Raw genomic sequence first — 5,218 nt, forward strand, 5'->3', positions numbered from 1 at the left:
AGGCACTCACACCACAGTTGTCGGTGGATGCAGTCCAGGAGAGGTTGACACTGGTGCTGGTCTTGCTGGGGGAGGTCAGTCCGGCAGGCACGCTGGGAGCCTGGGTGTCGGTGCCGCAGGGGTTGCTGCCTTTGCTGGAGAGCACCTGCTTGGGTCCGACCACCATGCTGAAACCATCGGAGAAGGTGACGGTGGTGCTGGCGGTGCCAGGGTTGTAGGCGGCGTAGGTCTTGGTGCTGCCCTTCTTGAACACGCCGTAGGTGGGGATGTTGGCAGTGACGCTGGTGTCCACCTGGCCCATGGCGTTCAGGCTGTGCAGGTACTGGTAGGTGTGGGCTTTGGTTTCGCCGTCCTCGGGGGTGTAGGCTCCACTGCCGAACTTGGTGAGGGCTCCAGCAGCGTCGTAGTAGGCGTAAGAAGACCAGAAGATGTCTTTCCAGCTGTTGGGTTCACGGCCCAGGAAGTCGTAGTTGGTCTTCAGGTAGGTGGGGTTGCGGCCCAGGTAGGCGCTGCCTGCGGTGATGGGCAGCAGGTTGATGCCCTGGATGGCTTCTTTTTCTGCAGAGAACCAGGTGGAGTAAGCTCCGCCGTCGCCCCACACCATGCCCACAGCGGGTTTGTTGAAACCTGCAGGGAACACTGCGCCAGATTGGTTGAACCAGTACTGCTCGATGGCGGTGGTTTCGTTGGCGTACAGGAAGATCCCCAGGTCACGGATGGCCGTGTTCCCGCTCACAGCACCCCAGTTGATCAGGGCCGTGGAGAAGTTCATGTCTTCGCTGGAAGACTCCTGGTTGTTGCCTGCAGCAAAGGCAGAGTGACCTGCAGCCCAGGAGTGGCCTGCATAAGCGTCAAAGTTGCGGATTCTGGGGAACTGGGTGGTGGTGGTGGTCCAGTTGGCAGCGTCCATGATCAGGTCGTTGATGCTGCCTCCCCAGGTCTTGCCGCCAGGAGTAGCAGTGGTGACCCAGTTGGGACGGTACTTGGCGAGCAGTGCAGCGGCCTTGATGAAGTAACCCCAGTGGAAGTGGTGGTCGTTGAGTTCTTCTTCGGAGCCGTAGCCCTGTGGGTAACCAATCAATGTGCCCCAGGTGTTGTTGTAGTAGAAGTAGTTGGGAGATTGACCGTCCAGCCAGTCCTGCAGCACGTTCTGGATGGCGTTCAGGAAGGCGGTCTGTGCGGTGGTGTTTCCGACCTGTTCTGCGAGGGGCACCAGTTCTGCGAGTTTGCCCAGACCTTTGCCGACCCAGTAGGAATCTCCAGTGGGGTTGAGGGTGGCGGAGGTGTTGGCCTCGTTCACGTAGGTGGCAAGCTGACTCAGGCTGAGGGTGTTGGAGCTGCCGTTGTCGGGGAAGTAAGGCAGCACGCCCTGGAATTTCTGGCTGGTGGTGAAGCTGCTGCTGCCCTTGACCACTTTCATCTGGCCTCTGGGAGAGACGTAGGTGTAGGTGGTGTTCACAGCGGAGGAGTTCAGCCACTGGTGGCGGTACAGGGCCTGCACGGTTCCGGTGGCGGTGCCTTCCTTGGCCACGGTGTTCAGCGTGAAGGTGCTGGTCAGGGTGGCGGTGCTGGCGTTGTAGCTCCAGCTGGCGGTGCTGCCAGTCACGAAGTTGTAGGCGTAAGTTTTGTAGTCATTCAGGGTGGCAACGGTGTTGTCGGGCAGAACGGCAATGGAGTAGTAGTCCTTGCCGCCCAGGGTGGAGGTGGCGATGGTGTTGTTGACCGTCCAGGTGGCTCCGGTGGGAGCGAAGATGCCGTAGTGCTTGCCGTTGACGGTCACGCCCAGCACGTTGCCCTGGTTGCTCCACACGGTGGGGGTGGCAATGAAGGTGACCTGTGCAGCTCCACCAGTCTTGGTGGCGTACACGAAGGGCATCCCGTGGCCGAAGGTGGCTTTGAGGGAGTTGGTGCCGTCGCTCCAGTAGGTGGTGGTGGTCCAGTCTCCGAAGTCGTCGGTTTTGGCGTCGGGAGAGTTCAGTCCGGCCACACCCAGAGTCAGGTCAGGGGAGTAAGGGTACTCGTATTTTTCAAGTCCGGTGGCCCCGACGATCTGGGAGTTCATGGGGTAGCTGATTTCCAGACCGCCTGATCGAGCGTGCATGGCGAGCGGGTGGGCGAACATGTTCTCGGAGTAGTTGTTGCCCGCGTTGCGTTTGAACAGGATGGAGGACCAGAATTCGTTGGTGGGCGCTTTGCCTTTGGCTGCAGCGTTGGCGGTCCAGGCGGGGGAGAGGATGGCCCCGGAGGTGTTGGTGGGTCCGCCTTTGGATCCGGGAGGAGGGGTGGTGCCCCAGTCCTGGGCAGTGATTTCGGCGGTGGAGCTGCTCTGGGGTGCGTTGAAGCTTCCGCAACTGGCGAGAATCAGGGTGAGACCAAGCAGCAGGGTGGAACGGCCTTGTTTCAACATAGAACCTCCTGTCCAGTGCCTCTTTGCGCTGGACTGAGAACGTTTTCAGTGGTGGTGGATGGATGTTTTAGGGGGTTAACCCTGGGTTCATTTGCGTGGGTTCATCTGCGGTGGTACCGTGTGGATTCACGGACACTGAGGGTCACAGCAATCTGGGGGATTTCGCATTCTTCATCCTGAAGACGTGTCAATAAAGTTTGTGCAGCAAGCTCTCCCATCTCAAAAAGCGGCTGATGCATGGAGGTCAGCGGAGGCAGGGAGAAACTGGAGGCAGGCAGGTCATCATAGCCCACCAGTGAAACATCTTCGGGAACGCGAATGCCTCTGCGGTACAGGGCGAGTCTGGCCCCGTATGCCATCTGGTCGTTGCCTGCGAAGATGGCACTGAAATGCACCCCTTTGGTCACCCAGGCTTCAATGGCCAGAATCCCGGAGGGTTCATCGAATTCGCCCTCATAGATCAGTTCAGGATCATAGGCGATTCCAGCGTCTGCCAGGGCCATGCGGTAGCCTTCAAAACGGTCTACAGCATCCCGGTGGGAAGAAATTCCAGCAATGTGGGCAATTCTGCGGTGTCCCAGTTCAATCAGGTGCCGGGTGGCGAGGTAGGCACCCTGGATGTCGTCCACGCGCAGGCAGCAGTGGTCCAGGCCTGGCACGTAGCGTCCGATGAGAATGAGGGGAAAGCGTTCACTTAAGGCATGCAGTTGTTGTTCCGGTAATCTTCCTCCCAGAATGATCAGTCCGTCCACCTGACGGCGAATGAGGGCGGCAACGGCACTGGCTTCGTCCTGCACTTCCCAGTGGCCGTTCACAAAGATCGGTTGGTAGCCTGTTCCAGAGAATCCCACATCAATCCCGCGTGCCACCTCGTTGTAAAAAGGGGAGGCGATGTCCTGGGTCAGAACCCCCACCGTCATGGACTTGCCGCGAACCAGACCCTGGGCACTGGCGTTGGGTTCGTACCCCAGCTGACCAATGACTTCCAGCACTTTCTGGCGTTTTTCGGGGGTCACCAGCGGCGCATTGTTCAGAATGCGAGAAACCGTGCTGATGGACACACCGGCCACTTTGGCGATGTCTTTGATGGTGACATTTCTGCTCATGGGGTTCCTCTCCTGGCACGGCACAGGGTGTCGTGCAGCAGCAGACGTGGAGTTGATTGGGATGTAGAGTCAATGTAATCCAAATTGAAAACGTTGTCAATAGCTTTACCGTTAAAAAATGTTTGCAGTACACCAAAAGTTTCAGAAAATCTGCACTGGGAAATGCTTTTTTGAACTTCAGGTTTGTTCTGGCAGGTTACGAAGTGGTCTCATGCGGGTCTGCATGAAAGTTTTAAACTGAAAACGTGAATCTTCTCGACTGGCTTTTCTCAAGACAGAGCAGCATCAAACCCGGTCTGGAACGCATCCAGCACCTGCTGCAGCGTCTGGAACATCCCGAACATGCCTTCAGAACCCTCCTGATCGGCGGCACCAACGGCAAAGGCTCCACCAGTGCCACTTTAGAGGCCATTTTGCGTTTCAATGGGGTCAAAACGGGTCTGTTCACCAGCCCGCACCTCACCCGTTTCACCGAGCGTTTCAAAGTTGCAGGACATGAACTTCCTGAAACAGAAGTCATTGAAGCCCTCAAAAACCTGAAACCCCTGGCCGAAGAAACCGGAGCCAGTTTCTTCGAGATCATCACTGCACTGGCCTGTGTGCTGTTCAAGAAGCATGGCGTGGAAGTGGCCCTGATGGAAGTGGGCATGGGAGGCCGTTTTGATTCCACCAACGCCCTGGACCCTGTGCTGAGCATCATCAGCAGCATTGGACTGGACCACACCCAGTTTCTGGGAGACACCCTCTCCCAGATTGCCTTCGAGAAAGCAGGCATCATGCGGCCCCAGCTTCCCACCCTGACCGGTGCTGTTGGGGAGGGCTTGCAAACCCTGCAGTCCCAGGCTGTGCTTCAGGGAGCACACCTGCATGTTCTGGGGGAAGACCTGGAGTTTCAGGGTCAGGAAAATGCCTGGGATGGCATCCATACAGAGGTGAAGACCCCGTGGGGCAAAGCACAGACCTCCTCCAACCTGATTGGCAGCTACCAGATCAGAAACACCGCACTGGCTGCCAGTGCAGCCCTTGCTCTGGGACACAAAGTGCCAGAAAAACTGCAGGTCCAGTGGCCAGGACGCATGGAACTTCTGCACTGGCAGGGCAAAGAACTCCTGCTGGACGGGGCTCACAATCCAGAAGGCGCAAGGGCACTGGTGCAGGCTTTGAGGGCACTGGGCGTTGAAAAAGTGCCAGTGGTTTTTGGGTCTGCTGCAGACAAGGACATTGCTGCTGTTGCTGCTGAACTGGATTCCATCGCCTCAGAAGTGATTCTTACCCGTGCGGTGCTCAGCCCCAGGGCCGCTGATCCTGAAACCCTGAAAACGTACTTCAGTGCTCGGGTTCAGGTGGCTCCCACGCCAGAGGAGGCTTTGAGCCTCTTGCCTTCAGGACTTTCCCTGGTGGCAGGCAGCCTGTACCTGCTGGGTGAGATTCGGCCGCTGGTGCTGGGGGAAAAGCTGGAGGACCGGGAACGCTGGCAGTAAAGGCCGAGAGCCGAGGGCCGAGGGCTGAGGACAGGATTGGAGAGCTGTAGCATTTGCATCAGGCCAGAACGAAACATGCTTTTTAGGAGGCATTTTAGATTTCTGGTGTTGGAGCAACAAGCCAAGGCTCTGCATGATTTTCTTGACACCAGCAATTTTAGAATCTACGTTGCTCTCGGCTCTCGGCTCTCGGCTCTCGGCTCTCGGCTCTCGGCTCTCGGCTC

Annotated in this window: 3 protein-coding genes; 1 reads left to right on the top strand and 2 read right to left on the bottom strand. The window is 57.7% G+C overall.

The window, feature by feature from the left end:
- Together IEY52_RS26190 and IEY52_RS26195 are read right to left on the bottom strand one after the other, a co-directional pair.
- Positions 1-2,407: glycosyl hydrolase (locus IEY52_RS26190; protein WP_229684994.1), on the bottom strand; the 2,407-nt coding region annotated here is incomplete at its 3' end.
- A 101-nt stretch (positions 2,408-2,508) separates the two neighbouring features.
- Complete coding sequence (locus IEY52_RS26195; RefSeq protein WP_189009565.1) at positions 2,509-3,513, bottom strand: LacI family DNA-binding transcriptional regulator; 1,005 nt, start codon at positions 3,511-3,513, stop codon at positions 2,509-2,511.
- 245 nt (positions 3,514-3,758) lie between these two features.
- Here IEY52_RS26195 and IEY52_RS26200 point away from each other — a divergent pair, with 245 nt between their 5' ends.
- On the top strand, positions 3,759-4,994 hold the full coding sequence (locus tag IEY52_RS26200; RefSeq protein ID WP_189009568.1) for a bifunctional folylpolyglutamate synthase/dihydrofolate synthase: 1,236 nt from the start codon (positions 3,759-3,761) through the stop codon (positions 4,992-4,994).
- The last annotated feature ends 224 nt before the right edge of the window (positions 4,995-5,218 follow it).

Origin of the sequence: Deinococcus roseus (genome assembly GCF_014646895.1) — a bacterium.
Taxonomy (GTDB): domain Bacteria; phylum Deinococcota; class Deinococci; order Deinococcales; family Deinococcaceae; genus Deinococcus_C; species Deinococcus_C roseus.

Coding starts and splice junctions, on each gene's coding strand:
- IEY52_RS26195 (WP_189009565.1), bottom strand. CDS start 3,513: ATGAGCAGAAATGTCACCATCAAAGACATCGCCAAAGTGGCCGGTGTG.